Origin of the sequence: Dyella sp. RRB7, from assembly GCF_022761115.1 — a bacterium.
Classification (GTDB): Bacteria; Pseudomonadota; Gammaproteobacteria; order Xanthomonadales; family Rhodanobacteraceae; genus Dyella.
On the sequence record NZ_JAKWJS010000002.1, the window covers coordinates 24,093 to 47,892 of the forward strand.

The 23,800-nt window shown below is 66.3% G+C and carries 20 protein-coding genes; 13 read left to right on the forward strand and 7 right to left on the reverse strand.

All coding sequences use genetic code 11. The features are described 5' to 3' along the window. Window positions 1-3: 3 nt before the first annotated feature. The 6 genes from MJ606_RS06455 (at window position 4) to MJ606_RS06480 (ending at window position 7,739) form a co-directional block, all read left to right on the forward strand. On the forward strand, window positions 4-309 hold the full coding sequence (locus MJ606_RS06455) for a YciI family protein (protein ID WP_243048625.1): 306 nt from the start codon (window positions 4-6) through the stop codon (window positions 307-309). Further along, window positions 306-569, forward strand: a complete 264-nt coding sequence (locus MJ606_RS06460; RefSeq protein ID WP_243048626.1) for a BolA family protein — start codon at window positions 306-308, stop codon at window positions 567-569. Before MJ606_RS06455 ends, MJ606_RS06460 begins: the two co-directional genes overlap by 4 nt. Before the next feature lie 264 nt (window positions 570-833). Beyond that, the gene (gene smc, locus MJ606_RS06465; RefSeq protein ID WP_243048627.1) at window positions 834-4,343 is read left to right on the forward strand and encodes a chromosome segregation protein SMC; all 3,510 of its coding nucleotides are present in this window, start codon (window positions 834-836) and stop codon (window positions 4,341-4,343) included. An 11-nt stretch (window positions 4,344-4,354) separates the two neighbouring features. Then, entirely contained in the window at window positions 4,355-5,389 is a 1,035-nt protein-coding gene (gene zipA, locus MJ606_RS06470; protein WP_243048628.1) for a cell division protein ZipA, read from the forward strand. Window positions 5,390-5,561: 172 nt separating this feature from the next. After that, window positions 5,562-7,274, forward strand: a complete 1,713-nt coding sequence (locus tag MJ606_RS06475) for an alpha/beta fold hydrolase (RefSeq protein ID WP_243048629.1) — start codon at window positions 5,562-5,564, stop codon at window positions 7,272-7,274. A 147-nt stretch (window positions 7,275-7,421) separates the two neighbouring features. Further along, window positions 7,422-7,739: an antitoxin Xre/MbcA/ParS toxin-binding domain-containing protein gene (locus MJ606_RS06480; RefSeq protein WP_243048630.1), complete on the forward strand. Its 318-nt coding sequence runs from the start codon at window positions 7,422-7,424 to the stop codon at window positions 7,737-7,739. On the opposite strand, the gene MJ606_RS06485 is transcribed toward MJ606_RS06480, so the two are convergent. Genes MJ606_RS06485 through MJ606_RS06495 form a run of 3 tightly spaced genes read right to left on the reverse strand, consistent with a single transcriptional unit; the run spans window position 7,733 to window position 9,861 of the window. Then, window positions 7,733-9,316 carry a PepSY-associated TM helix domain-containing protein gene (locus tag MJ606_RS06485; protein WP_243048631.1) on the reverse strand — a complete coding sequence of 528 codons (1,584 nt, stop codon included), beginning with the start codon at window positions 9,314-9,316 and terminating at the stop codon, window positions 7,733-7,735. The two genes, MJ606_RS06480 and MJ606_RS06485, sit on opposite strands and share 7 nt — an antisense overlap. 15 nt (window positions 9,317-9,331) lie before the next feature. Then, window positions 9,332-9,589: a hypothetical protein gene (locus MJ606_RS06490; protein ID WP_243048632.1), complete on the reverse strand. Its 258-nt coding sequence runs from the start codon at window positions 9,587-9,589 to the stop codon at window positions 9,332-9,334. Then, window positions 9,586-9,861: a hypothetical protein gene (locus MJ606_RS06495; protein WP_243048633.1), complete on the reverse strand. Its 276-nt coding sequence runs from the start codon at window positions 9,859-9,861 to the stop codon at window positions 9,586-9,588. The genes MJ606_RS06490 and MJ606_RS06495 overlap by 4 nt, the downstream gene beginning before the upstream one ends. A 182-nt stretch (window positions 9,862-10,043) precedes the next feature. Here MJ606_RS06495 and MJ606_RS06500 point away from each other — a divergent pair, with 182 nt between their 5' ends. The 5 genes from MJ606_RS06500 to MJ606_RS06520 all read left to right on the forward strand — a co-directional run bounded on the left by MJ606_RS06500 (window position 10,044) and on the right by MJ606_RS06520 (window position 18,678). Then, window positions 10,044-10,613, forward strand: coding sequence for a S24 family peptidase (locus MJ606_RS06500; RefSeq protein ID WP_243048634.1), 570 nt, complete (start codon window positions 10,044-10,046; stop codon window positions 10,611-10,613). Between the two features lie 4 nt (window positions 10,614-10,617). Continuing rightward, window positions 10,618-11,241, forward strand: a complete 624-nt coding sequence (gene imuA / locus MJ606_RS06505; RefSeq protein WP_243048635.1) for a translesion DNA synthesis-associated protein ImuA — start codon at window positions 10,618-10,620, stop codon at window positions 11,239-11,241. A gap of 9 nt (window positions 11,242-11,250) precedes the next feature. Then, window positions 11,251-12,660 (forward strand): DNA polymerase Y family protein, encoded by a 1,410-nt coding sequence (locus MJ606_RS06510; protein WP_243048636.1) that lies wholly within the window; start codon window positions 11,251-11,253, stop codon window positions 12,658-12,660. Beyond that, window positions 12,657-15,734, forward strand: coding sequence for an error-prone DNA polymerase (locus tag MJ606_RS06515; RefSeq protein WP_243048637.1), 3,078 nt, complete (start codon window positions 12,657-12,659; stop codon window positions 15,732-15,734). Before MJ606_RS06510 ends, MJ606_RS06515 begins: the two co-directional genes overlap by 4 nt. A 652-nt stretch (window positions 15,735-16,386) precedes the next feature. Further along, window positions 16,387-18,678 (forward strand): TonB-dependent receptor, encoded by a 2,292-nt coding sequence (locus tag MJ606_RS06520; RefSeq protein WP_243048638.1) that lies wholly within the window; start codon window positions 16,387-16,389, stop codon window positions 18,676-18,678. Between the two features lie 38 nt (window positions 18,679-18,716). Here the strand turns inward: MJ606_RS06520 and MJ606_RS06525 are convergent, their stop codons facing one another. From MJ606_RS06525 to MJ606_RS06535, 3 genes are all read right to left on the reverse strand, one after another. Then, the gene (locus MJ606_RS06525; RefSeq protein ID WP_243048639.1) at window positions 18,717-19,553 is read right to left on the reverse strand and encodes a universal stress protein; all 837 of its coding nucleotides are present in this window, start codon (window positions 19,551-19,553) and stop codon (window positions 18,717-18,719) included. A gap of 16 nt (window positions 19,554-19,569) precedes the next feature. Further along, window positions 19,570-20,151: a GNAT family N-acetyltransferase gene (locus MJ606_RS06530; RefSeq protein WP_243048640.1), complete on the reverse strand. Its 582-nt coding sequence runs from the start codon at window positions 20,149-20,151 to the stop codon at window positions 19,570-19,572. A 102-nt stretch (window positions 20,152-20,253) separates the two neighbouring features. Next, window positions 20,254-20,691 (reverse strand): universal stress protein, encoded by a 438-nt coding sequence (locus MJ606_RS06535; protein ID WP_243048641.1) that lies wholly within the window; start codon window positions 20,689-20,691, stop codon window positions 20,254-20,256. 291 nt (window positions 20,692-20,982) lie between these two features. Between MJ606_RS06535 and MJ606_RS06540 the strand changes: the two genes are divergently transcribed. After that, complete coding sequence (locus tag MJ606_RS06540; protein WP_243048642.1) at window positions 20,983-21,417, forward strand: universal stress protein; 435 nt, start codon at window positions 20,983-20,985, stop codon at window positions 21,415-21,417. A gap of 28 nt (window positions 21,418-21,445) precedes the next feature. Here the strand turns inward: MJ606_RS06540 and MJ606_RS06545 are convergent, their stop codons facing one another. Next, window positions 21,446-22,405: a LysR substrate-binding domain-containing protein gene (locus tag MJ606_RS06545; protein WP_243048643.1), complete on the reverse strand. Its 960-nt coding sequence runs from the start codon at window positions 22,403-22,405 to the stop codon at window positions 21,446-21,448. Window positions 22,406-22,684: 279 nt separating this feature from the next. On the opposite strand from MJ606_RS06545, the gene MJ606_RS06550 reads away from it, so the two are divergent. Beyond that, window positions 22,685-23,770 carry a DmsE family decaheme c-type cytochrome gene (locus MJ606_RS06550; protein ID WP_243048644.1) on the forward strand — a complete coding sequence of 362 codons (1,086 nt, stop codon included), beginning with the start codon at window positions 22,685-22,687 and terminating at the stop codon, window positions 23,768-23,770. Window positions 23,771-23,800 lie beyond the last annotated feature (30 nt).

The window sequence follows — 23,800 nt, forward strand, 5'->3', positions numbered from 1 at the left end:
TTCATGTGGTTTGCCATCATGGGTACGGATGTGCCTGATTCGCTTGAGAAACGTAAGTCCGCTCGCCCCGCCCATATCGAGCGCCTGCAAAAGCTGCTGGACGAGGGCCGCCTGCTGGTGGCGGGCGCCTTCCCGGCCATCGAGTCCGAAGACCCGGGCCCGGCCGGCTTCACCGGCAGCCTGATCCTGGCCCAGTTCCCCTCGCAGGCCGAGGCGGAGGCCTGGGCCAAGGTCGATCCGTACGTGGACGCGGGCGTCTATGCCAGCGTCAGCGTCAAGCCGTTCCGCAAGGCGCTGCCGCCGGCATGAGCGCGCCGATGGTCGAGCAGATCCGCGAGCGCCTGCAGCAGGCGCTCGACCCGGTGGTGTTGGACGTGGTGGACGAGGGGCACAAGCACGCCGGCCACGCCAACGCGGGCAAGGGACATTTCCACGTGCGCATCGTCAGCGCGGCGTTCGCCGGGCAGTTGTCGATCAAGCGCCATCGGCTGGTCTATGCCGCCTTGCAGGGGCTGATGGACAACGGCATCCATGCGCTGTCGATCGAGGCGAAGGCGCCGGGCGAGTAATCGTCCTCCCGTCATTCCGGCGAAAGCTGGACCAGCGCCTTTGGCGCTCCGGCGCCCCGGAAAGTCGCTGGATCCCGGCTTTCGCTGGGGTGACGTCAGGGATGACTGGTAGTTATCCTAATAAAACCTTTAATAACATTGACCTAAGTGTCATTATTAAAGTGAAATATCCTGCCGAAGCGCGTTGCGGCAGCGGCCCGCGTTTGGCACAGTGACCCATCGCCCGAGTGCCTCGGGCATCCCTCATTAGATGTTGATGCCCGCATGCGCCTGACCACCATCAAACTCGCCGGTTTCAAGTCCTTCGTGGACCCGACCACCCTGCATCTGCCGACCAATATGACCGGCGTGGTGGGGCCCAACGGCTGCGGCAAGTCCAACATCATCGACGCCATTCGCTGGGTAATGGGCGAGAGCGCGGCCAGCCGCCTGCGCGGCGACTCGCTCACCGACGTGATCTTCTCCGGCTCCAACGCGCGCAAGCCGGTGGGCCAGGCCACGGTGGAGCTGATCTTCGACAACGCCGACGGCACCATCCAGGGCGAATACGGCCAGTACGCCGAGATCTCGGTGAAGCGCCAGGTCACCCGCGATGGCCAGTCCGCCTATTTCCTCAACGGCGCGCGCTGTCGTCGCCGTGACATCACGGATTTGTTCCTGGGCACCGGCCTGGGTCCGCGCAGCTACTCGATCATCGAGCAGGGCATGATCAGCCAGATCGTCGAGGCCGCGCCCGACGAGCTGCGCACGCACCTGGAAGAGGCCGCCGGCATCTCCAAGTACAAGGAGCGCCGCAAGGAAACCGAGAGCCGCATCAAGTCCACCCGCGAAAACCTCGACCGCGTGCGCGACGTGCGCGACGAGGTGGACAAGCAGCTCGAACACCTCAACCGCCAGGCCCGCGCGGCCGAGCGCTGGAAGGCGCTGAAGGAAGAGCAGACGCGCAAGGAAGCCGAGCTGCGCGCGCTCGAATACCGCGGGCTGAAGAGCCAGCACGATGGCGAAGGCGCCGGCCTGTCCGCCGCCGAGATCGAGATCGAGAAGCAGCTGGCCGGCCAGCGCCATATCGAAGCGCAGCTGGAAAGCGTGCGCGAGCGCCACACTGGCGCCAGCGAGCATTTGAACGCGGTGCAGGCCGAGGTCTACAAGGTTGGCGCCGAGATCGCCCGCGTCGAACAGCAGGTGCGCTACAACCGCGAGACGGCCGACCGCCTGCAGCGCGCCCAGGCCGATGCCGAGCGCGAGCATGCCGAGCTGGCCGAGCACATCGCCAACGACCGCACGCAGTTGGAAGCCCTGCGCCTGGCGCTGGCCGAGGGCGAGCCCAAGCTCGAGGCCCTGCAGCAGATGCAGGACGACACCGCCGAGTCGGTGCGGGAAACCGAGGCCAAGCTGGCCGACTGGCAGCAGCGCTGGGACGCGCACACCCGCACGGCTGGCGAATCCAGCCGCGCCGCCGAGGTGGAGCGCACCAAGCTCAATTATCTGGACCGCCAGGCCATCGACCTGTCGCGCCGTCGCGAAGCGCTGGAAGCCGAGCAGAAAGCCACCGACGTGGCCGCGCTGGATGCCGCCTCCGAACAACTGCATATCGAACACGATACCCAGCGCGAGCGGGTGGAGTCGCTGGGCGGCCTGCTCGATCAGCACAAGGCCAGCTATGAGAAAGTGCTGGACGAGGAACGCCAGGTGCAGTCCTCGCTCAACGAGGCGCGCCAGCAATTGCAGAGCGCACGCGGCCGCCAGGCCTCGCTCGAAGCCCTGCAGCATGCCGCGCTGGGCCAGGAAGAAAGCGCCGCCAGCGGTTGGCTGGCTCGGCTGTGCCTGGACAAGTCGCGTCGCCTCGGCGAATCGCTGCAGGTGGAAGCCGGCTGGGAAACCGCAGTGGAAACCGCGCTGGCGGGCTTCCTCGACGCCGTGCTGGTGGATGGCTCGCATGCGCTGGCGAGCGAGTTCGGCGCGCTGGAGAACGCCGACGTGGCCCTGGTCGATGCTGCCGAGGGAGGCGTCAACACTGCCGGCACGCTGGCGGCGCATGTGCGCGGCCCCGCTGCCGCCATTTCCATCCTCAGTCATGTGCTGACCGCCGATTCGATCGAGCATGCGCACCAGATCGTGGCCGGGTTGTCCGCGCTGGCGCCGTACCAGTCGGTGATGACGCGTACCGGCGAATGGCTGGGCCCAGGCTGGGCTCGTGTGCGCCGCGCGCAGGGCAACCAGGTGGGTGTGCTGGCGCGCGAGCGTGAGATGCGCACGTTGGCCGAGCAGATCACGGCGCTGGAAGAACGCATCGAGGAAGCCACCAATACCCTCGATGACCTGCGCACGCGCAAGTTCGAGGCCGAACGCGCCCGCGACGATGCCCAGCGCGAGCTGTACAACGCGCACCGTCGCCAGTCCGAGCTGGCCGGCCAGTTGCAGAGCCATCGCGGCAAGATGGAAACCGCCCGCGCCCGTGCCGAAAAGGTGGCCGGCGAGCTGTCCGACCTGATCAACCAGCTCGATGAGCTGCAGTCGCAGACACGCGATGCGCGTGCGCGCCTGGACGAATCGGTCGGCCATATGGGCGACCTGGAAGACCAGCGCCGCGAGTTGGAGAACGAACGCCGCGCCTTGCTGGAAGCACGCGAGGAAGCGCGCATGAACGCCCGCGAGGCGGCCGACCAGGCGCACGCGCTGGCACTGTCGATGGAGTCCAAGCGTTCCGCGCTGACCTCGCTGGAGCAGGCGCTGGCGCGCATGGATTCGCAGATCCGCCAGATCGAGGCGCGCCGCACCGAAATTACCGAGCAGCTGGCCGCCGGCTCCGACCCCATCGCGGAGCTGGAAGCCGAGCGCCAGGCCTATCTCGATCAGCGCCTGCTGGTGGACAAGCAACTGGTGGAAGCGCGTCGCGCGCTGGAAGATTGCGATGCCGAGTTCCGTCGGCTGGAGCAGGAGCGTCATCGCATCGAGCAGGTCCTCAATGGCCTGCGTGAAAACCTGTCGCAAAAGAAGCTGGCCGCCCAGGCCCTGCACCTGCGCGCGGAGCAGCTGGCCGAGGCGATCACCGCTTCGGGCCTGGAGCTGGAGCCGCTGCTGGCCGAACTCGCTGAGGATGCCGACGCCAGCCAGTGGCGTTCGCAGCTCGCCGACATCGGCCAGAAGATCGCCCGCCTGGAGCCGGTGAACCTGGCGGCGATCCAGGAACACGCCGAGCAGAGCGAGCGCAAGACCTATCTCGACAACCAGCTGGCCGACCTGGTCAGCGCGATGGAGACGCTGGAGGCGGCGATCAAGAAGATCGACCGCGAGACGCGCCAGCGCTTCAAGGAAACCTTCGACCGCGTCAATGCGGGCGTGCAGGAGCTGTTCCCGCGCCTGTTCGGCGGCGGCCATGCCTACCTCGAACTCACCGGCGACGACCTGCTCGATACCGGCGTGGCGATCATGGCGCGTCCGCCCGGCAAGCGCGTCTCCAACATCACCCTGCTGTCCGGTGGCGAGAAGGCGTTGACGGCGGTGTCGCTGGTGTTCGCCATCTTTGGCCTCAACCCGGCGCCGTTCTGCCTGCTGGACGAGGTGGACGCGCCGCTCGATGAAGCCAATGTGGGGCGCTTCTCCAGCATGGTGAAGGAGATGAGCGAGAAGGTGCAGTTCATCTTTGTCAGTCACAACAAGGCCACCATGGAGGCGGCCTCGCAGCTTTGCGGCGTGACCATGCGCGAACCGGGCGTGTCCCGCCTGGTGCAGGTCGACCTCGCCGAAGCGGCTAAACTTGCAGGCGCAGCCTGAGGATTTTCCCTATGACCGTGCAACCCGTGCTCGCCTTCGCCTGGAACCCCGCCGTCGGTATTCCGCTGCTGATCGTCGGCCTGATCGTGCTGGCGCTGATCTGGCTGTTCGGCCAGCCGAAGAAGGAGCAGGGCAGGCGGCGCGTCGTACCCAACACATCCGGCGAGCGTCGCGAACCCACCTTCGGCGACGACGCCGAGGTGTCGGACGAGCCCTCGTTCAGCGCGCGCGACGACTTCCACATGGATCCGCTGGACCACCCGTCGCCGCAGCAGGGCGAGCTGGACATGGGGTTGCGCGAAGAACTCGAGCGTCTTGGCGCCACGCTGGCCGGCGGCCGCGACGGCAAGGAGAAGGCGACGCCCGCGCCGGTCAACAAGCCGTCGGGCATCGCCGCGTCGATCGTCGATGCGCTGCGTGCGCCGCCGGAGCAGTTCGAGCAGAGCCTCTCCGGCGCCACCTCCAGCGAGCCCGCGCCGCCGCGTGTCGCGGCAGCCGAGCCGCCGGTGGCACCGGCACCGGTACCTGCTCCGGCTACAGCGCCGGCCACCCCACGAGTGCCGCCGCGCTCGGACGTGGGTCGCCGCCCCGAGCGCATGCCGGTCGAGCGCATCGTCACGCTGTTCGTGGTGGCGCGCGAAGGCAGCGTGTTCAATGGCGCCGACCTGATCGTGGCCGCCGAGAAGGCGGGCCTGGAATTCGGCGACATGGGCATCTATCACCGCCTGGTGGACGGCAAGCGCGAGCTTGGGCCGGTCTTCAGCGTGGCCAATATGCTCAAGCCCGGCAATTTCGACCTGACCCGGCTCGATGCGCTGCGCACGCCGGGCTTGAGTTTCTTCATGACCTTGCCGGCGCCGATTACCGCACTGGACGCCTGGGACACCATGCTGCCCACGGCGCAGCGGCTGGCCGAACTGCTCGATGGCCAGGTACTGGACGAGGAGCGCAACGCGCTCGGCCGCCAGCGTGTCGCCCACATCCGCGACGAATTGCGCGGTTGGGATCGCGATCACGAGGGCAGGGAAATCACTTTCGGCCGTTGACGCCAGGCAGCCATGGCGGCCATGGCGCCGCCGCGCCTGCAGTAACGGTAAACCCGGCTTTCGGGGCAGGTGCGTCCACCGGACGAAGAGCGTAAGTTGATCGCGCTGGATCGGGGGCGCGCGGTCAGTCGATGCGCGCGGGTCGAAGCTTCTGCAGGTGACGAGAGCTTGCATGCGCCACTCCAAAGGTCGTGACGCGCGGTACGCCTTGCGTGATCCGTCATCACCTCATTGGCTGCGCAGATGGTTGGCGTATGCCGCGATGCCGGGGTGGCGCCGGCTGGGCGTGCTGGCACTCTGCTACGTGTTGTCTTCCTGCGGCACGGCATGGCATCCGGCGACCTCGCCGGCGGATCCCCTGGTCGAAGCCAGGACGCTGTGGCGGGATCTGTCCTATCAGTCCGATCCCGAGCTGTCGGCCCAGATCGCCATGCAATGCGCTTCGCTGGCTTACCTGGCGCTGGACTCAACCGATGCGGGGCGACAGCAGGAGGCCGAGGCCATCGGCAACCGTTGCACCAGCCTGCTGCTGGATATCCTGCTCAGCCGCGAGCCGCAGCAGTGGACGTCCAGGACGATCAAGATCAGCGGTGCCAAGCTCGATATCGAATTTCGCGGCGTATCCAGCGCCTTGTCGGGGGCGGTGGCACTGGTCCGCGCGGATGCGGTGGCCGTACCTCCCGTGATGGGTGCGCGTCATGCGACAGCCGGCTTTGGTATTTCCCTGGTGGCGATGCAGCCGCGTTGCACTGATCGACCGGTGTGCCAGCTCTTTCCTCCGGAAGGGATATTCCGTCCGGTGACGGCATGGGTCGAGCCGGGCAGGCTCGGCACCCCTCATTTGGTAATGACCGATCCGTTTCTGCATCCGACCATCAAGCTGGCCGGCCATGATGTCGCGCTGGCCAGTGATGTCACGGCGCCCTACGCGGCGGCATTCGATAAATCGGGCATCGGCCGGCTGGCCATCTGGAACCTGCTGGGCGGCAGCCAGCTGACGGTTCGCGAGGGCTTGTACCTGCTGGAGGATTACGACCCGAACAAGACGCCCATCATCATGCTGCATGGGCTTGGACGCAGCCCGCTGATCTGGGCTCGGTTGACCAACATGATTCTCGGCTCGCCGGACCTGCGCGCGCGTTATCAGGTCTGGCATGTGGTGTATCCCACCAGCACGCCGATACTGCTCGACCGTCATCGCGTGGCGCAGTTTCTCGATCACGGCTGGAGCCTGCTCGATCCATCGGGCACCGCGCCGGCGAGGCAGCACATGGTGCTGATCGGGCACAGCCTGGGCGGCGTGATCTCGCGGCTGCTTGCGGCCAATAGTGGCGAGGTGGTCTGGAATGCGGTTTTCGATGAGCCGGTGACGGCGTTGACCGGCAACCCCGCCGACATCGCCACGGTAGACAGCATCTTTCACTTCAATGCCTATCCCGGCATAGGGCGCGCGATTTTCCTGGCCACGCCGCACCGGGGCAGCCCGGTAGCCGACGATTTCATCGGTCATCTGGCGGTACGCCTGGTGCGGGTGCATGCGCCGGAACTGGATACGCTGTTGCGCGTGACCAACGCGAATCGAGCCCACGTCTCACCCGAGTTGACGGCGGACTACAAAAAGGAAGGCCTGAGCAGCATCAGCACCCTGCGCGCGGATCAGCCCGTGAGCCGCGCCTCGCAATCGCTGATGCCCATTCCAGGGGTCCGCTATGACACCTTTGCCGGCAGTCTTCCGGGGGCGCAGCCGCCGGGTGACGGCATCGTGCCGTTGCAGAGCGCCATCCTTGCCGGCGCGGAATCCACCACGATCGTCAGGGATGGCCACCAGCTGTATCTCAACGACGAAGTGCTGGCCAAGATCGTGGCGATTCTTCGCCAGCCCTGAACAGGGGCGCCGAATTCACGCGGATTCAGCAAACGCTTCCGCATGATCCAGCCGCGCCGGCGCAATGTGCGGCATGTCCCGGCGGTGCCGGGGGCGCCCGGTCGCTGTGGGCGAATGAAAGGCGTTTTGGGCCAAAGGAACCAACGTATGCGCAAAGTTACGCTCAAGTTTCAGGATGTCGCCGCGGAGCTTGCTCAGATCAATGCCTTGCGGAATGACGTGATGGAGCGCGCCTTTGGTTTGCTGGAACAGCGTCATGCCACGCTGGCCACCATGTTGGTGCAGAGCCTGGGCGACCGGCAGCGCGCGGTGCGTTGGATGTGCCGGAACCAGCACGCGTTTGGCGGGCGCAGCGCCTATGAGCTGATTGCCGATGGCGAGGAAGACACCGTGTGGGACGAGATAGCGCTGATGAGCGACGGTCCGGCGGCGGCCCGGCTCAACTCGGTGCGCATGGCCTACTGATTCCCTGCTGGCCCGCGGCCTCGGCCAGCGCGAAGCGACCACACGCTATGCGCGCCACCATGGCGGGCTCGTCGGGCGCTCGCGCGTGCCAGGCAGGCGAAGACGATGCCCAGTGCAATGCCGGTGAGGTCCACGCCCAGCACGCGCCCGCCCAGCGGCGTCCAGGCCTGGGCGAAGTTGACGGCATTGCCGATCAGGTCGATCACCGCTACGGCCAGGGTGAGCACGGCCGTGGCGACGAGCAGCTCCACCGTCGCCCGCGCGATCGGGCGGACGCAGGCATAGGCGCAAGCGGCCAGGAACAGGCCGTAGCAGGCCACGCGTTGCGGCAGGCCGGCATCCATGTGCAGTCGCACGGCGACCCAGGTGGCCGCGAACGCGCCGGAAATGGCCAGGCAGCTGCCGATGCACACGCCGATGGTGGCGCGCGCCATCACCTGCGTGCGGCGCGGCTGGTCGAGGTGGCGGCGCTTGCGGCGCGACTCGATCCACAGCAGGTTGCCCGAATAGAACAGGAACGCGCCGGCCAGGCCCAGCACGAAGTACAGCCATTGCACCGTGCGTCCGCCGAAGCTGCCGAAGTGCAGGCCGAACAGCGCGGCATAGCTGATGCCGTTGAGCGTATAGGCATCGCCGACATGGGTGGCAAGCACGCTGCCATCGCGGGCGGACAGCGCCACCGTGCCGTAGGTGCCCAGCGTGTGTTGCGAGAGTCCGCGCACTTCCGCCACGGCGTTGCGATCGCCGTAGTGCACGAAGTGCAGATAGTCCGGCCGGAACGTCGTCACGCCGTTGGCGAGTGCGGTGGCACGTGCGCGCGCCATCAGTTGCCCGGTGGAAAGCATGCTCGCCGGCGTGCCACTGGCGGTGACCGCGGGCGTGGTCTGGGTCGCCTTGGCGAAGGCGTCGAACAGTTTGCCGTCGAAGGCGATGGTATTGAGCGCCGCCAGCGTGATGGCGAACAGGCAGAACAGCGCGCCGGTGACCGAGAAAATCACATGGAACGGCAGGCTGATCACGCCGATGGCGTTGTGGGCGTCCTGCCAGAGGCGCTTGAGGTTGCGCCCCACCCGCATGGCGAACAGGTCCTTCACCAGTTGCGGCAGATGGATCAGGATGCCCGACACCAGCGCCAGGCCATACAACACGCTGACGATGCCCATCAGGTACAGGCCCACCACCGGCAGGCCGAGCGAGTCGTGCAGGGCGTAGACGAAATCGGCCAGCTCGTTCTCGGCGGCGTCAGCGCGCGGGGCGCTTAGCTGGCTGGCGGTGGCGAAGCGGGTGTCGTCCTTGTCCTGCCAGTACGCATAGGCGGCGTGCGAGCTATCGGCGGGCAGCACGATGCCGAAATCGTCCTTCGCTGCCGGATGAGTGGCAAGCAGGCACTCGATCAGCGTGTCGACCGGCACATCGGCGTCCACCGCGCTACGCCACGGCGGGTTTTGCCAGGTGGCGATGTCGTCGTGGAAGACGGTCAGCGCACCCGCATAGAACGCCACGAACAGGGCGAAGCCGGCGAGCAGGCCGGTCCAGGTATGCACCGTCTGGTAGGTGCGAAGGGTGGTGGCTTTCATACTGGCGTCCTTGTCTCAGAAACCCGCCAGGCGTCCGGCCCACAGCGTGAGGAAGGCGGCGGCATTGGCGACGCCCAGGACCAGCCAGGCGCGCCTGCCGCTACGGAACATATAAGCGCCCGCCATGAAGGCGATCCATAGCGGGAAGAACAGGATCAGCACCGGTATCAGGAAGGCCTCGCCATGCCCGGGCAAAAGGTGCAGCAGCAAGGCCAGCAGGGCCGCGGCGAGTGGGAAGCCAAGCAACGTGCCGGCGAGACAGCGGGCGATCATGAGGTGTGCGTTTCCCCACCATCCGACCCGCGCCACCAGGCGAGGTAGGGAAGGATGACCCAGGCCAGCATCAAGGTCGTCAGGGCGGCGGCGATACCCGCGCCGATGCCGGCGGCGAGCAGCCAGAGGACCACGCCAGCCATGATCAACAGCCAGCCGGCCACCCGGCCTGGCGATGGCAGCGGCACGGCCAGCAGTCGTTGCTGGCTGCTCGCGAGGTAAACCAGTGCAGCGCCCGCCAGGTTCAGCAGCAGCGCACAGAGCGTGATCACGTGGTATGTCCTTGGCCGGGCCTCGAAACGAGGCCGCTAGTTGGCATTATTGAGAACAATTCTCATTTTGTGAGGCTGGCGTGTCAACCTCGCCGGGCGTGGCAGGCACGACGCTATCTATCTCGGACGCTGAGATCGGGATGATGGTATCTTGAATATCGTCCCGTTAATCAAGATGACCCATGCCTCCTTCCGACCACGGTGGAAGTCGCCCGGGCGCCGGCCGCCCGGCTGGCGAGCCCAGCCAGCGCATCCGCGTGCCTGAAAGCCAGGTGCCGGCGGTGCAGGCCTATCTGGAGGCCTACCGCAGCCCGGCCGCGCTGGAGGCGCCGCGCCCGCTGTCCATGACGCCCTCGACCGTGGCGCTCACCGCTTTCCTGAGCCGCGTGCCGGCCGGCGTGCCGACGCTGGCGGACGATGCGGTGGACGAGGTGGTCGACCTCAATGAACACCTGGTGCTGCCTGGGCATGAGCCGAGCACCTTCATCATCCGCGTGTCGGGCTGGTCGATGATCGGCGCGGGCATTTTCGACCGCGACGAAGTACTGGTGGATCGCGCCTTGGCGCCGCGCCAGGGCGATATCGTGGTGGCGATGGTCAACGGCGAGCTGACCATCAAGCGGCTCGGCAAGGTGGATGGGCACGTCGCCCTGCTGCCGGAGAACGCGCACTTCAAGCCCATCGTTTTCAAGGAGGGCGAGACGCTGTCGGTCTGGGGCGTGGTTACTCGCTGCCTGCGCACCTTGCGCTGACACCATGGGCCAGCTGCTTGCCCTCGATGCGCTGCTCGATGCCCGCCAGGTCTGGCAGGGGCGCGGTGCGTCGTTGCCGGGCAGCACGCAGTCGACCGGCTGGCCCGCGCTGGATGCGGCATTGCCCATCGGCGGCTGGCCGGAACACGCGCTGACGGAAATCCTGCTGCCTGCCGATGGCATCGGCGAGTTGCAGCTGGTGCTGCCTACGCTGGCCCGGCTCACGCAGGCGGCACGCAGCGTGATGGTGATCGCGCCGCCCTATCTGCCCTATGCGCCGGGTTGGGAAGCGCGCGGCGTGGTGATGGCATGGGTGGATATCGTGCAGGCCGACGAACGCGATGTGCTGTGGGCCGCCGAGCAATGCCTGCGCTCGGGCAGCTGCGCGGCGGTGCTGGCGTGGCCGCTGCAGGCGGACGACCGCGCCTTGCGTCGCCTGCAGGTGGCGGCCGATACCGGCAAGGCGCTGGCCTTCGTGTTCCGCGATCACCGGCATGCCGTGCAGGCTTCGCCGGCGGCGTTGCGGCTGGAGCTGGAAAGCGAGCCCTCGTTGCGGGTGCAGGTGCGCAAATGCCGTGGCGGCCATCCACCGGCCCGCGCGGTGCCGCTCGCCGCCGGCTGGTCGTGAGGACGCGCCATGTCATGGGCTTGCCTACTGCTGCCGCAACTGGCGCTGGACGGTGTCCTGCGGCGCCGCCCGCCATCGGACGAGCCGCTGGTGCTGGTCAGCGGGCCGGCGCAGGCGCGCATCGTGCACGCGGCCAATGCATCGGCGCGCGCCGCCGGCCTCTATCGCGGGCAGCGTCTGGCCGCGGCGCAGGCCTTGCTCAGCCAGTTCACCATGGTGGAGCACGATGCCGAGGAAGAGGCGCGCTGGCATCGCCTGCTCGCCGCCTGGGCGTATCGCTACAGCGGCGAGGTAGGGCTGTTCGCGCATGCGGTGGTGCTGCAGGTCAGCCGCAGCCTGAACCTGTTCGGGCCCTGGCCGCGTTTTGAAGCGCTGCTGCGCGCCGACCTGAAGGAGCTGGGCTTTCGCCATCGCATCGCATTGGCGCCGACGGCGCAGGCGGCCTATGTGCTTGCCGGCGTCCACGACGGCATGGCGGTGATGACGCCCGATGCCTTGCGACATGCCTTGTCGCCCATCCCGGTGGCCCGCGCACGGCTTCCCGCCGAGGCGGCGCAGGGCCTGTCGGCGATGGGTATCCGCGCCCTGGGGCAGTTGTTCGCGTTGCCGCGCGCCGGCCTGCAGCGGCGTTTCGGCAGCGGGCTGGTGATGCAGATCGATCGCCTGCTGGGCGATGAGCCGGCGCCGATGGAAAGCTATCGCCCGCCCGATACGTTCGAGCAGCGCATGGAGTGGACGCACGAGATCGAGCAGGTCGAGGCGCTGGTGTTTCCGCTGCGTCGACTGACCGGCGACCTGTCCGCCTACCTGGCCGGGCGCGATGGTGGCGTGCAGCGTTTCGAGCTTGAGCTGGAGCATCGCAGCGGGCCGCCGACGCACGTGACGGTAGGCATGCTCACCGCCGGGCGCGATGCCGCCTTGCTGTTCGACTGCGCGCGCGGTCGCCTGGAACGCCTGGTGTTGCCGCAAGCCGTGGTGGCGATGCGGCTGGTGGCGCGTGACCTGCCGCCCTTCGTGCCGGCGGGGCGCGACCTGTTCGACACGCGCCCCGCCCATGCCGTGCCGCTGGATCAATTGCGCGAGCGCCTGCGCGCGCGGCTGGGCGAGGCGTCCATCCAGCATCTGCGCCGCACCGTTGATCCGCGCCCCGAGTTTGCGCAAACCACGACGACGGGCGTGGCGGCGGTTGGCGTGGCAGCGCTGCCACGACCCACCTGGCTGCTTGAAACGCCCCAGCCGTTGCGCGGCCCGGCACCGACCATCCTGGCAGGCCCGGAACGTATCGAGACCGGCTGGTGGGACGGCGGCGACATGCGTCGCGACTACTACGTGGTGCGCACCGCGCAGGGGCAGTGCGCATGGGTGTTCTGCGCGCCGGGCGAGCAGGGTGGATGGATGCTGCACGGGTGGTTCGCATGAACGACTATGCCGAACTGCATTGCCTGTCGAACTTCTCGTTCCAGCGCGGGGCGTCGAGCGCGCGCGAGCTGTTCGAGCGTGCCAAGGCATGCGGCTATCGCGCCCTGGCAATCACCGACGAATGCTCGCTGGCCGGCATCGTGCGCGCGTTCGAGGCGTCACGCGATACCGGCATGGCCTTGATCGTCGGCGCCGAGTTCCAGCTGGAGGACGGCCCCAAGCTGGTGCTGCTGTGCGAAAACCAGGACGGCTATACCGCCTTGTGCGCGCTCATCACGCGCGGAAGGCGCGCGGCCGGCAAGGGCACGTACCGCGTCATCCGCGAGGATCTGGCCGATGGCCTGCCCGGCACCCTGGCTTTGTGGCTGCCATCGGCCGAGCCGTCGCGCGAGCATGGCCAATGGCTGCGCGCATGCTTCGGCGATCGCTTGTGGCTGGCCGTCGAGCTGCACCGCGGCCCCGACGATGCGCGTCGCCTGGCGCAGCTGGAAGCCCTGGCCGGCTCGCTGGGGTTGCCGATGGTCGCCGCCGGTGATGTGCATATGCACGTGCGCCGCCGCCGTGCCCTGCAGGACGTGATGACGGCCTTGCGCCATCACCGTACCGTGGCCGAGGCCGGCGACCTGTTGTTTCCCAATGGCGAGCGCCACCTGCGCACGCGCGAGGCGCTGGCGGCAATCTACCCCCCGTCGCTGCGCGAAGAAAGCGTGCGCATCGCCGAGCGCTGCCGTTTCGTGCTCACCGACCTGCACTACACCTATCCGGCCGAACTGGTCCCCGAGGGATACACCGCCACCGAATGGTTGCGCCATCTGACGGAAGAGGGCATCCGCTGGCGCTGGCCACAAGGCGCGCCGCCCGAGGTACGCAAGCAGATCGATCATGAGTTGGCGCTGATTGCTCAACTGAAATACGAATCGTATTTCCTCACCGTGCAGGACATCGTGAGCTTTGCGCAACGCGAGGGCATTCTTTGCCAGGGGCGCGGCTCGGCGGCCAACTCGGCGGTCTGTTATGCGCTAGGTGTAACCGCCGTGGACCCGGTCGAAACCGTGCTGCTGGTCGAGCGCTTCATCTCCGCCGAACGCGGCGAGCCGCCGGACATCGATATCGACTTCGAGCACGAGCGGCGCGAGGAGATCATCCAGTACATCTACCGCAAGTATGGCCGCGAGCGTGCCGCGCTGGCCGCCACGGTGATCTGCTATCGCGGCAAGAGCGCCGTGCGCGACGTGGCGCGTGCGCTGGGCCTGCCGATGGACCAGGTCGACCTGCTGTCCAAGGTGTTCGCCTGGCAGGACGGCGATGATCCCATCGAAGGGCGCCTGCGCGAGCGCGGCTTCGATCCGGACAGCCCGGTGTTGCGGCGCGTGCTGGCGCTCACCGCCGAGCTGCGGGATTTTCCGCGCCATCTGTCGCAGCACGTGGGCGGCTTCGTCATTTCCGACCAGCCGCTGTCGCGGCTGGTGCCGGTGGAAAACGCGTCCATGCCCGAGCGCACCATCATCCAGTGGGACAAGGACGACCTGGATACCATGCACCTGCTCAAGGTCGATTGCCTGGCGCTGGGCATGCTGACCTGCCTGCGCAAATGCCTGGACTTGCTGAAGTCCCATCACGGCCGCGAGCTGACCCTGGCGACGATTCCCAAGGAAGACCCCGACACTTACGAGATGATCCAGAACGCCGACACCATCGGCGTGTTCCAGATCGAATCGCGCGCGCAGATGGCGATGTTGCCGCGTCATCGCCCGGCGAATTTCTACGACCTGGTGATCCAGGTGGCGATCGTGCGGCCCGGCCCGATCCAGGGCGACATGGTGCACCCTTATTTGCGCCGCAAGCGCGGCGAGGAGCCGGTCAGCTATCCGTCGGACAAGCTCAAGAACGTGTTCGAACGTACGCTGGGCGTGCCGCTGTTCCAGGAGCAGGTGATGAAACTGGCGATCGACGCGGCGGAATACTCGCCGGGCGAAGCGGACCAGTTGCGCCGCTCGATGGCCGCATGGCGGCGCAATGGCGACATGGAGGGCCATCGCGAGCGGCTCATGCACGGCATGCTCAAGAACGGTTTCACGCCCGACTTCGCCGCGCGCCTGTTCGAGCAGATCAAGGGTTTCGGGTCCTACGGTTTTCCCGAAAGCCATGCCGCGAGTTTTGCGCTGCTGGTCTATGCCAGCAGCTGGCTCAAATGCCACTACCGGGCGGAGTTCCTGTGCGCCTTGCTCAATGCGCAGCCGATGGGTTTCTACTCGCCCAGCCAGATCGTGCAGGACGCGCAGCGCAAGGGCGTCAAGGTGCGCCCCGTCGATGTGCGCCATAGCCACTGGGACAACCAACTGGAACACGACACCAGCTCGCGCGGCGGCTTGGCGATACGGCTGGGTCTTCGCCAGGTGCGCGGCTGTCGCCAGGACATGGCGGAACGGCTGGTGGCGGAACGGGCGCGACGTCCCTTCGATGACGTGGCCGACCTGTGCGCACGCACCGGCATGAACCGGCAGCAGCAGGAGGCGCTGGCCGAGGCGGATGCGCTGCGTGGACTGGCCGGTCATCGCCATCGCGCGCGCTGGGCCATCGCGGGCATCGAGCCGCAGCTGCCGCTGTTCGGGCATGCCAGTCCGGCCGAGCCGGCAGTGGCTCTGCCGCCACCCTCGCAGGGCGAGAACACGCTGGCCGACTATGCGCGCATGGGCCTGAGCCTGGGGCCGCATCCGGTGCGGCAGATCCGCGCGCGGCTACACGCATTGCACTGCACCGATGGGCGCGCATTGCGCCACCAGCCGCATGCCAGCCACGTGCGCACCGCCGGCCTGGTCACCCAGCGGCAACGCCCGCAAACGGCCAGCGGCGTCACCTTCATCACCATCGAAGACGAATACGGGCCGATCAACGTGGTGGTCTGGAGCCAGGTGGCCGAGCGGCAGCGACGCATTTACCTGGAAGCGCGCCTGCTCGGCGTGGAGGGGCGCTGGGAACAGGTGGATGGCGTGAGCCATCTCATCGCGCATCGCCTGATCGATTTCAGCCAGCTGCTTGGCACGCTCGACAGCCGCTCACGGGATTTCCAGTGACGCGTGGCGCCATGCCGCAGGCGCCTCATGCTGCGCGCGGTACATGTTTATGCGACCATGCCTGGAGCCTACTCAAGGCTTGGGCGGACTGGGGACGCATTTGATCCGGAGCAGGGCAAAACAGCGCTTCGCTGCATGGCTGGCACTTGCCGCCATGTGGCTGCTGGTGGCCGCTCCCACCGTTTCGCGCGCACTGCCGTCCGCATGGTGGTCGCCCGACCTCGGTGCCTGGTGCACCGGCCACGGACTCAGCGACCAGCATCCGTCGCCCCCCGGCGATCCGGCTGACCATACCGACCAGTGCGGCTATTGCGCGTTGCTGGGACATGCTCCGCTGCTGGGTGGTCATGCAGCCCCGATGGCATTGGCGGCTTGGGCCCCGGCGCCGCTTCCGTTCGTCGAAGCCGGTGGGCGCTGGCATGCGCGGCCGTTGCTCAGTGCGAATCCGCGAGGGCCGCCGTCGCTCCGCTACGGATGACGACGGCATGGGCCGTGCGTGCGCAGTGCGCATACACGCCCCTTTATTGACGACAGCCATGGTTGCAGGGCGATGAGTCGCGCGCGGGATCGCGCCGCCTCGCCAGGCTGTTCCGTGGTTGCTCGGGCACTGCCTGCGCCACGGCTGGCGTGGGTGATCAATGGATTCACTACCATGGGTTCTTCTTTTCTTCGCGGCGCGGCCCTGGGCCTGCCGCTGACCTTGCTTGCTTCTTCGCTGGCCCTGGCACAGGGCGATGCCGATCCACAGAACACCAACTCTTCCGACAAGCGGATCACCAGCCTGGGCGCGGTGAAGGTGACGGCGCTGACGCAGCCGGTGACGCCACCAGCCTTTCCGGCCACCCTGGCCAGCGTGCCCGCCGAGCGTATCGAGGCGACCGTCAACGCGGTGGATGTGGAAGACGCGGCCAAGTACCTGCCCAGCGTGTTCATCCGCAAGCGCAACTACGGCGATACGCAGCCGGTACTGGCCACGCGCACCTGGGGCCTGAACTCCAGCGCACGCACGCTGGTGTACATCGACGACATTCCGATTTCGGCGCTGATCGCCAACAACAACACCATCGGTGCGCCGCGCTGGGGCATGACCTCGCCGGAGGCGATCGATCATGTCGATATGCTCTACGGGCCGTTTTCGGCGGCCTATGCCGGCAATGCGATGGGCGGGGTGATGCGCATCGTCACGCGCATGCCGGACAAGACCGAGGTCACCATCAAGCAGACCGAGGCCGTGCAGTCGTTTGACCTGTACGGCACCCACGGCAACTACAGCACCAGCCAGACCACGCTTACCGCCGGCGGGCGCAGCGGGAACCTGGGCTGGTTCTTCGGCGCCAATGCGGCCAACAGTTTCAGTCAGCCGTTATCCATGATCACCGGCGCCAGCACGCCCGCGGGCACCAGCGGCACGGTGCCGGCGCTCAACAAGCTGGGTCAGGTGGCCAACGTTTATGGCGCCGGTGGCCTGCTGCACACGCGCATGCTCGATCTCAACGGCAAGCTCAGCTATGACATCACGCCGCAGTGGCAGGTGAGCTATCTGGCCGGCTATTGGAGTAATCACGGCCAGTCGCATGCCGACACTTATCTCACCGATGCGCAGGGCGACCCGACCTACGGCAAGGTGGCGGGCTTCGCCAGCAACATCTATCAGCTCAGTGCGCATCACCTGATGCAGGCGTTGTCCGTGAAGTCCGACACCAAGGGTGACTACGATGCTTCGTTCGTGGTGACTCACTACGATTTCATCAAGGACAACCAGTGGTCGCCCGCCGGCGCCACCAGCGGTACCGGGGTGACCACCAATGGCCGGCTGGCCAGTTACGGCGGCACCCAATGGTCGACGGCCGATGCCACGGGCATCTGGCGTCCGCAGGGTATCGGCGGTGGACAGGAGGTGTCGCTGGGCGCGCATGCCGACCGCTACGAGCTGGACAACCCCACCAGCAACCTCGCCAATTGGCAGGACCCGTCCACCGTCACCACGCTTTATTCGGCCGGCAGCGGCAAGACCACGACGCAGGCGCTATGGATACAGGACGCCTTGCAACTGGCGCCCGCGTGGCTGCTGACCGTCGGCGGCCGCTACGAATGGTGGAAGGCCAGCGACGGCTTCAACTTCAGCGGCAAGACCGCCGTGCAGCAGCCAGTGGAAAAGGCCGATGCGTTCTCGCCCAAGGCGACGTTGCAGTGGAGTGCGGCGCCGGATTGGCGCATCACCGGTTCGCTGGCCAAGGCCGTGCGTTTTCCCACCGTGGGCGAGCTATACCAGCTGGTCTCCACCGGTTCGACCTACAGCGTGCCCAACCCCGACCTGAAGCCGGAAAGCGTGCGCAGCGGCGAGCTGGCGGTGGAACATGCCGTCGACCAGGGCCTGCTGCGGCTGTCGCTGTTCCAGGAGAACACCAGGCAGGCCTTGATCTCGCAGACGTCGACCCTGCCCAATGTGGCCGTGCCGGTCACCTACGTGATGAACGTGGGCGAGCTGCGCAATCGCGGCGTGGAACTGGTGGCGCAGAAGGACAACGTGCTGATACGAGGGCTGGAGCTGTCGGGCAGCGTAACCTTCGTCGATTCCACCATTCTCTCCAACGACAGTTTCGTCAGCACCGCGGGCACCACCTCCGAAGGCAAGCACGCCCCCTACGTGCCGCGCTGGCGAGCCACCGCCATGGCCACGTATCGTCCCAATGCGACCTGGGCGTTCACCCTGGCGGGGCGTTACAGCGGACGGCAGTACTCGACGCTGGACAATACCGACAACACGCCGCACGTGTTTGGCGCGTTCGACAGTTTCCGGGTGTTCGATGCGCGCGCGCACTATCAGATCAATGAACATCTGGCGGCCTCGCTTGGCGTGGACAACCTGACCAACCAGAAGTACTACCTGTATCACCCGTTTCCGCAGCGCACCTACGTGGCCGATCTCAAGTTGACGCTTTGACGGCATGCCTGCTCCGGCGTGCCGGAGCAGGCGAACGGCTAGTGCTGCATCAGTACGGGTACCGTGGCGTGCTGCAGGATGTGTCGGGTGGCGCCGCCAAAGACCCGTTCGCGCACCCGTGAATGCCCATAGGCGCCCATGACCAGCAAGTCGGCATGGGTCTGCGCGACTTCGCGCAGCAGCGCCTCGCCGGCATCCTGTGGCGTGATGTGCAGGCGGCGTGCTTTTACCTTGACGCCACGGGCGGTGAGATAGCGCTGCGGATCGAAGCGCGGAGCGCGGTCCTGGTCGTCCTCATCGGCGGGTGACTCCCCGTCGATAAGCACGGTCTCACGCGCCATCAGTGCGAATGGCATGGCCGAATGCATGGCCCGGGTGGATTCGATGGAACCATTCCAGGCCATGGCGATCCGGTTGAACTGTGCTGGAGCATGCCAGGCCGGCGGCAGTATCAGGCAGGGAGCGTGGCAAGTGAGCAAGGCCTCGCCAAGCACCTCGAACACGTTGGCGTCTTGCACCAGGTCGCGCTCGATCACCACGAGGTCGTGCCACGCGCCCAGCTGGCGCAGGGTTCTTGCAATGCCCGCGCGAGTCACCAGCCAGGAAGCGCCGTGCACGCCGGCTTGCCGGGCCAGTGCGAGAAACGCATCCCGATCGGCAGGATCTTCCTGCGGTTCATCGAGCAGCAGCGCGACCACGGAAGGCTCTGCCTCGCCCCCGCGCAACGTCCGCAAGGATGGACCCACGAAGCAGCCGGTCACCCTGGCGCCGAAGCTTGCCGCCAGGGTCATGGCGACGTTCGCCGCCGGGCTCCACGGCTGCGTGGAGGTGACCAGGGCGAGTAGGTCGACCGGTGCACCGGCAGGAGGCGGCATGGCGCTCATGGCTGGGCTACAGGTCAAGCGTATGGATGGCCTGCGACGGGTCGGCCGGATCCAGTCGGCGGGTGAAGCCAAGATGCCTCGCCAGCTCGCGCATGGCCTGATTGGAGGCGGCATCCACCGAAATCATGCTCTTGAAGCCGTGCTTGCGCGCCTCGTCGATCAGATGCCGCATCAGCAATGCACCCAGGCCCCGTTTTTGCCAGTCATCGGCCACGGTGACGGCGCACTCGCAATGGGTCTGGTCGGTAGTGGCGCAGTAGCGGCTGACGCCGATTTCGCGCAGCTTGCCGTCGTCGTGGATGAGCGCGATGAAGGCCATGCGCTTGTCGTAATCGACATTCATCATTTGATCGACCAGCGCCTCGCTAGGCTCCTTGAAGTCGCTGAGGAAGCGCTGGCGACGGGACTTGAGTGACAGGTTGCGTATGAAATCCGTTTCAAGCTCGCGATCCGAGGTGCGAAGTGGGCGGATCAGCACAGGCGTGCCGTCGCGTAGCGGCTCGATCCAGTGATCGCCCTCCAACGCGCCAGGTAATGGGGAAAAGCCCGCTTCGGCCGAGGGGTTGAGCGTGTGGCTTGAGATGGTCATGTCGTCCTCCGAACAGGTGAGGAACCGCCAACGTGGCGAACAGGGAACTTGTACGCCTGCGACGGTGATCCGGGAGTGACCTGAGTCAATGAGGTCGCCTGGTCAGTGACAGACCAGTACCGGCACGTCACAGCGCAGCAACACCTTCTGGGTTTCGCTGCCGAGCAACAGGCGGGTCATGCCTCGCCAGCCATGCGAGCCCATGACCACAAGGTCGCAGTGTTTTTCTGCGACGGTTTGCACGATCAGCTCGAACGGCTGGTCGCCGTAGATGGTTTTTCCCTCGAACGGTACGCCGGCCGTTTCGGCAATGGCCTGGATATCGGCGAGGTAGCGCTTGCCATTGGCTTCGGCTTCCTCGTTATAGGCGTACTCGGTGGCGGCCAGTATCGCGCCCATGTAGGCAATGGTCTGGAACGGTGGAATCACGTGCAGGGCGCAGACCCGGCCCTGGCTCAGCTTGGCCAGTTCGATGCCGGTCTTGGCCGCGCGCATGGACAGCTCGGAGCCGTCGATGGGAATGAGGATGTGCTGGAACATGGGTAGCCTCGTCGGTTGCCACTTGGGTGGTTGGTGGGATGTGCAGGAAGGGAGCGTGGATACGGCAGCGTTGCCCAAGACACGTGCATTGCCCGTCATGGCGAGATTAGGCGTGCCCGCCGGCGCGGGCCACGGCCGGGCGTCAATCTGCCGCGCGGCGGTATGCCTCAGCCCATGACAGGGGGGAAGCATGGACACTTTACGCCACCGGCGACACAAGACGCGTCATGCACGTTGCGACACGTCGGCCGGGATACACTGATGCCAGGCAATGCCAAGGGAGGCTCCGCAATGTTCCAGAACATTCTTCTGCCCGTCGATGGTTCCGAGCATGCACTCAATGCCGTGGATACCGGCATCGCGCTGGCCAGCCGGTTGCAGGCCAGGGTGCATGCCATTCACGTCCTGCCGCCGTTGCCGGCGGTTTCCTTTGTGGCGGAGCTGTTGAAGTCGGGCGCCTCCTATTCCGATCTGGCCAAGGAGCGCGCACGCACTTATCTCGATGAAGTGGCCTCGCGTGCACGCGCCGCCGGCGTGCCCTGCGATACCGAGTTCGTATTCGATCTGCGCCCCTATGTGGCCATCGTGGCGGCCGCCAACAAGCACCACTGCGATCTGATCGTAATGTCCTCGCGCGGGACCAAAGGTCTGGAACGCATGCTGCTAGGCAGTGAAACGCACAAGGTGATGCTCAGCTGCGATGTGCCGGTGCTGGTCTGTCATTGATCGGCCTGCTGGCAGGCCATCACGGGTGTCATGCCTGGATGGCCTGCACCAGGGCGTCGGATGCATAGGCATTCGACTGGCGTTGTAGAGATAGCAGGATGCGTGGCAGTTCGCGCGCCACGAACTCGATGAAGCTGCGAAGGGCGGGCGTGTGACCGTGCCGTGAGGGGTAGACCGCATGCACGTTGCCGGGCGGCAGCGTGTACGGCGCCAGCAGCCGAACCAGCTCGCCCTGTGCCAGTGCCTTGCGGCAAAGCCATTGCGGCAGCTGGGCCATGCCGACGCCGCCCAATACCGAACGAAACAGCACGTGCAGATCGTCCGTCACCAGTCGCGGATGATGCTCGATGGATTCGCTGCGCCCCTGCCGATCGGTCAACGACCAGAAATGGCGGCCGTCTTCGCCGACCACGCTGACGCTCGGCAGGCGCCGCAGATCTTTGGGGTGTCGTGGCGCAACCCTTCCATCGAGCAGGGCCGGGCTTGCCACGAGCAGCTGTGGATCCATGCCGAAGCTGCGCATTATCAGGCTGGAATCCTTGACGGACTGGCGCACGCGGAAGGCGATGTCGAAACCCTCGGCGAGCACGTCGCCCTGATGCCCGCAGATGCCGAGGTCTATCTGCACTTCGGGAAAACGTTTCAGATAGTCCGTGAGTACAGGCGCAAGCAAGGCCTGGCCGAACAGCACCGGGCAACCTACCAGCAGGCGTCCCCGCGGCGCCGACTGGGTTTCCTCAATGACGTTCTGCGCCTGCTGGGCGGCGGAGATCACCTGCAGGCACTCGGTGTAATACAGGCGACCGATATCGGTGACATGCAGGCGGCGGGTCGTTCGCTGGATGAGCCGCACGCCGAGGTTTTCCTCCAACCGAGCAATGCGAAAGCTCAGTTGCGACTTGGCGACGCCCAGCGCCCTGCTGGCTGCGGTAAAGGTTCCCTGTTCCACCACCTGGACGAAATAGAGGATGTCATTCAGATCCTGCATGGCCTTGGTCCTTGCGAAGCCCTCTTTAGGCTACCCCAGTCAGGCCATGCCCTTGCTGCAGTGCAATATTCAGCCCGATTGTTCGGTGATCTTGGATATTCATTCCGTAAGTTGGCGCTTACTCCGCGCTAAGCCCGCATGAATACTGGCGCCCGTGGTTTTCATGGCATCACAGGGATGGCGCGAATCTGGGGCTAATTCGCGCATCGATTTGATCTGAACACGCAAAGCAGAAGGGGATCTGAAGCCATGCGTGCCTTGCCGCTCTGGGTTGCGGTTGTGCTTTCCCTATGGCTCGCACTGGGCGGGCTGTTGCTGATGGCGCCGGGCGCGCAGGCCCAGTCGTCGGCATCGACTTCGGCTGGCAGCCCGGCGCTCAGCCAGAGCGACATCGCGCGGATGCTGCCCTCGACTGACATGGGCGCCAATGCCGCGCGCAACGCCGATCCGCACCTGCAGCCGGTTGGCGACAACCCGGCCACGCCATTCGATGCCGCGAGGGTGCCTGACAATCCGCTCGCACCCCAAGCCCAGGCCGTGGGTGCGAAGACCTGCATTGCCTGCCATGCGCTGGAGAACCTGCAGGCCTCGCATTCGCTGCATGTGGCGTCATTCCGTGCAGGTGCGGCCAACACCGGGCCCCAGGCGGCTTGCGAGGCCTGCCATGGACCGGGCTCGGATCACGCCAAGAACCCCACGGCGAAGGGCTCGATCATTGCCTTTACCCATGGCAGCGCCAGCACGGCGGAGACACAAACCACGGTATGCCTGGGCTGTCACGTCGGCGGCGCCCGCCAGCACTGGCTGGGTTCGGTGCACGAGGCACGCGGCCTGTCCTGCACCGATTGCCATAACCCGATGGTGCGCAACTCGCCGGAAGGCGTGCTGGCCAAGTCGTCGATCAACCAGGTGTGCGCGACCTGTCATCAGGACATCCTGGTGAAGTTCAATCGACGTTCGCATATGCCGCTGCCGGAGGGGCAGATGGCGTGTACCGATTGCCACAATCCGCACGGCAGCATCACCAAGCCGTTGCTGAAGACCGACACGGTGAACGAGACCTGCTACACGTGCCACGCGGAGAAGCGCGGACCCTTCGTGTTCGAGCATGCGCCCGTGCGTGAAAGCTGCCTCAATTGCCACGACCCGCATGGGTCGAACCAGCAAACCCTGCTGGTGTTGCCGCTGCCGATGCTGTGCCAGCAATGCCACACCATGAACCGGCATCCCAATGACCTGCAGACGCGCCAGAGCATGCGCAACGGCCTGGTGCCCGACGAGCGATTGATGGGGCGTTCGTGCCTGACCTGTCACACGAACATCCATGGCTCGAACAATCCCAACGGTTCCATGTTCCACCAGTAGCCGTAATGCGCGTGGCATAAGGAGGCGGAC

Bases quoted from the DNA above. Each gene is read 5' to 3' on its own strand.
- MJ606_RS06455 (WP_243048625.1), top strand. From the start codon at position 4: ATGTGGTTTGCCATCATGGGTACGGATGTGCCTGATTCGCTTGAGAAA.
- MJ606_RS06460 (WP_243048626.1), top strand. From the start codon at position 306: ATGAGCGCGCCGATGGTCGAGCAGATCCGCGAGCGCCTGCAGCAGGCG.
- smc (WP_243048627.1), top strand. From the start codon at position 834: ATGCGCCTGACCACCATCAAACTCGCCGGTTTCAAGTCCTTCGTGGAC.
- zipA (WP_243048628.1), top strand. From the start codon at position 4,355: ATGACCGTGCAACCCGTGCTCGCCTTCGCCTGGAACCCCGCCGTCGGT.
- MJ606_RS06475 (WP_243048629.1), top strand. From the start codon at position 5,562: ATGCGCCACTCCAAAGGTCGTGACGCGCGGTACGCCTTGCGTGATCCG.
- MJ606_RS06480 (WP_243048630.1), top strand. From the start codon at position 7,422: ATGCGCAAAGTTACGCTCAAGTTTCAGGATGTCGCCGCGGAGCTTGCT.
- MJ606_RS06485 (WP_243048631.1), bottom strand. From the start codon at position 9,316: ATGAAAGCCACCACCCTTCGCACCTACCAGACGGTGCATACCTGGACC.
- MJ606_RS06490 (WP_243048632.1), bottom strand. From the start codon at position 9,589: ATGATCGCCCGCTGTCTCGCCGGCACGTTGCTTGGCTTCCCACTCGCC.
- MJ606_RS06500 (WP_243048634.1), top strand. From the start codon at position 10,044: ATGCCTCCTTCCGACCACGGTGGAAGTCGCCCGGGCGCCGGCCGCCCG.
- imuA (WP_243048635.1), top strand. From the start codon at position 10,618: ATGGGCCAGCTGCTTGCCCTCGATGCGCTGCTCGATGCCCGCCAGGTC.
- MJ606_RS06510 (WP_243048636.1), top strand. From the start codon at position 11,251: ATGTCATGGGCTTGCCTACTGCTGCCGCAACTGGCGCTGGACGGTGTC.
- MJ606_RS06515 (WP_243048637.1), top strand. From the start codon at position 12,657: ATGAACGACTATGCCGAACTGCATTGCCTGTCGAACTTCTCGTTCCAG.
- MJ606_RS06520 (WP_243048638.1), top strand. From the start codon at position 16,387: ATGGGTTCTTCTTTTCTTCGCGGCGCGGCCCTGGGCCTGCCGCTGACC.
- MJ606_RS06525 (WP_243048639.1), bottom strand. From the start codon at position 19,553: ATGCCGCCTCCTGCCGGTGCACCGGTCGACCTACTCGCCCTGGTCACC.
- MJ606_RS06530 (WP_243048640.1), bottom strand. From the start codon at position 20,151: ATGACCATCTCAAGCCACACGCTCAACCCCTCGGCCGAAGCGGGCTTT.
- MJ606_RS06535 (WP_243048641.1), bottom strand. From the start codon at position 20,691: ATGTTCCAGCACATCCTCATTCCCATCGACGGCTCCGAGCTGTCCATG.
- MJ606_RS06540 (WP_243048642.1), top strand. From the start codon at position 20,983: ATGTTCCAGAACATTCTTCTGCCCGTCGATGGTTCCGAGCATGCACTC.
- MJ606_RS06545 (WP_243048643.1), bottom strand. From the start codon at position 22,405: ATGCAGGATCTGAATGACATCCTCTATTTCGTCCAGGTGGTGGAACAG.